Source organism: Streptomyces sp. E2N166 (assembly GCF_003671715.1).
In the GTDB taxonomy this organism is placed as follows: domain Bacteria; phylum Actinomycetota; class Actinomycetes; order Streptomycetales; family Streptomycetaceae; genus Streptomyces; species Streptomyces thinghirensis.
In genome coordinates this window covers 201,033-202,717 of record NZ_RAIF01000018.1, presented here as the reverse complement: position 1 = coordinate 202,717, position 1,685 = coordinate 201,033, and the positions used below count along the sequence as shown (strand labels likewise).

The following is a 1,685-nucleotide window of genomic DNA, read 5'->3' as shown; positions in this document are numbered from 1 at the left end:
CGCCCCAGGTCGAAGACGCACGCCGCGGGCACCACCGGCACCACGTGCGCGGGGTCCGGGCCGACGCGCACCCCGCGTCCCCGCTCCTCCAGCCAGGCCATCACCCCGGACGCCGCGTCGAGCCCGTACGCGCTGCCGCCGGTCAGCACCACCGCCTGGACCTTCTGCACCAGGTTGCGCGGATCGAGCGCGTCCGTCTCCTTGGTGCCGGGGCCTCCTCCGCGCACGTCCACGGCGGCGACCGCCCCGCCCTCCGGCGCGAGCACCACCGTCGTGCCCGTGAGCCACCCGTCGCCGGTGCGCGTCGCGTGCCCCACCAGCAGGCCGGCGACGTCCGTCAATGCGTCAACTGTCATGCCGCCAGTCTCGTCCAGGTACCGGCGCCCGGCGGCGGCATCAGGGGGTGCCCCGAAGCCGGGGCGCCCCGTACCGAAGGGGCCGTACCCTGGAGCCATGAGCACCACCCCCGAACCCGAGCCCCGTGCGCCCAGGCCCGCGCTGGTCTTCGACGACCCGCTGGACCAGCAGACCTCGGACGACACCGACCGGGGATGGGGCGAGCGGCCCGAGGGCGACAGCGCGGCCGACCTGAAGCGCTTCCTCGACGAGAAGCCGCCCCACCACCTCTGAGCCGTGCGCCTACCCGCCCGAGCCGCTCCGGCCCTCCCGGGCGGTCTACGGGCGGTCGTGGCCCGAACCGCGCTGCGCGACCAGCGCGTCCCGGATCTCCTTGAGCACCTCCAGCTCGGAGACCTCGACGATCTCCCGCGTGCCCTCCTTCGCCTTGCGGCGGGCCTCCTGCCGCGCGAGGTACTTCGCCATGGGCAGGACCATCATGAAGTAGACGACGGCCGCGGTGATCACGAAGGTGAGGGTGGCGCCCAGCACCGATCCCCACAGGATCCGCACGCCCGTGGCGGCGTCCCCGGTACCGGTGCACGGGCCCTTGAGACAGGAGTTGTAGCTGTCCAGGCTCTTGGTGCCGAACGCTCCGACCAGGGGGTTGATGACCCCCTTCACCACCGAGTTGACGATGTTGGTGAAGGCGGCGCCGATGACCACCGCCACCGCCAGGTCGATCACGTTTCCGCGCATCAGGAAGGCCTTGAAACCCTGCCAGACGCTCGGCTCGTTCTTCTCGCTCACCTCGGGGGCTCTCCTCGTATGCACAGGTCTCGCGCGAACGGGTCTCGCACGAACAGGGTGTGGAACAAAACGCTCCGCAACCTACGTCAGCGCTGGGCCGTCCTGTCCAATCAGACCCCTCGAACGAGCGACTTGACGGGCTCAGCACAGCGTCACCGCCAGCCGCGACAGGGCGCTCGCGCCGACCAGCCGGTGCGCGGTGGCACGCGGCACCGAGACCACCACCAGTGCCCCGCCGGCCGCGGTCCCCTCGATGGGCTCCGGCACCTCCGCCACCAGCGCGCCGCGCGCGATCACGGAGGCGTCGCCCGCGCCGCCGTCCCCGGCCGCGACGACGTCGACCCGGTCGCCCGGCCCGAGCAGCCGCACCGTGGCCGCGTCGGCGATCCGCACCGGCGCCGTCACGAGTCGCGCGCCGTGCCGCCTGCCCGCCGTCTCCGTTGCCGTTTCCGTGTCCGTCGCCGGATGCCCGCGTGCCCGTTGGGTGTCCCGTGCGCCGGAGCCCGGGTGCGGGCCCGCCGCGACCAGCGCCGCGGCGG

At 73.6% G+C, this 1,685-nt stretch carries 4 protein-coding genes; 1 reads left to right on the top strand and 3 read right to left on the bottom strand.

Annotated elements, in window-relative coordinates; genetic code table 11:
- Positions 1–356: P1 family peptidase (locus EBH09_RS38920; protein ID WP_238697318.1), on the bottom strand; the 356-nt coding region annotated here is incomplete at its 3' end.
- Between the two features lie 97 nt (positions 357–453).
- On the opposite strand from EBH09_RS38920, the gene EBH09_RS15165 reads away from it, so the two are divergent.
- Positions 454–630, top strand: a complete 177-nt coding sequence (locus EBH09_RS15165) for a hypothetical protein (RefSeq protein ID WP_121747538.1) — start codon at positions 454–456, stop codon at positions 628–630.
- A 45-nt stretch (positions 631–675) separates the two neighbouring features.
- Here the strand turns inward: EBH09_RS15165 and mscL are convergent, their stop codons facing one another.
- The gene (mscL, locus tag EBH09_RS15160; RefSeq protein WP_121747537.1) at positions 676–1,146 is read right to left on the bottom strand and encodes a large conductance mechanosensitive channel protein MscL; all 471 of its coding nucleotides are present in this window, start codon (positions 1,144–1,146) and stop codon (positions 676–678) included.
- Between the two features lie 141 nt (positions 1,147–1,287).
- A partial coding sequence (locus tag EBH09_RS15155) for a hypothetical protein (protein WP_238697317.1) occupies positions 1,288–1,685 on the bottom strand: 398 nt, incomplete at its 5' end.